1 protein-coding gene is annotated in these 536 nt (G+C 61.0%); it reads left to right on the forward strand.

Features of this window, described 5'->3' with window-relative positions:
* Positions 1–198 precede the first annotated feature (198 nt).
* The coding region (locus AACY45_RS27775) for a cation diffusion facilitator family transporter (RefSeq protein ID WP_339548679.1) at positions 199–536 on the forward strand (338 nt) is incomplete at its 3' end.

A 536-nucleotide genomic window follows, 5' to 3' on the forward strand; every position in this document is an offset into this window, starting at 1 on the left:
TGCCCTCGCGTCGCTAGGCCCCTTCCTCCCGGCATCCTCCATCGATCCGTCGCGCCGGATTCTTGTTTAGGAAGGGGAGATTAGCCACGTTGATACCGGTGTCAATAAAGGGCTTGGCTGCTTGGGCTGTTTGGTGTCGAGCCTTCACGCTATGTGCTGGTAACCTCCAACGGTCGGGGGCCAAAAATAGGGAAATCCATGTCGGCAACCAAGCAGGGCGGAGCCAATTTCGTCGTTATCGCGGCGCTCTTCGCCAATCTCGGCATTGCGCTCGCCAAATTCGTGGCGGCGGCGATCACGGGATCGTCGGCGATGCTGACCGAAGGCTTCCACTCGGTCGTCGACAGTTTCAACCAGCTCCTGTTGCTGTACGGCCAGCATCGCGGACGTCGTCCGCCCGATGAGGCGCATCCGTTCGGCTATGGGCGTGAGCTGTATTTCTGGAGCTTCGTCGTCGCGATCCTGATCTTCGGCGTCGGCGCGGGCGTGTCGATCTACGAGGGCTGGGTCCACATTCTGGAGCCCGAGCCGCTGCA

Source organism: Pseudomonas sp. RA_35y_Pfl2_P32 (assembly GCF_963970735.1).
Classification (GTDB): domain Bacteria; phylum Pseudomonadota; class Gammaproteobacteria; order Pseudomonadales; family Pseudomonadaceae; genus Aquipseudomonas.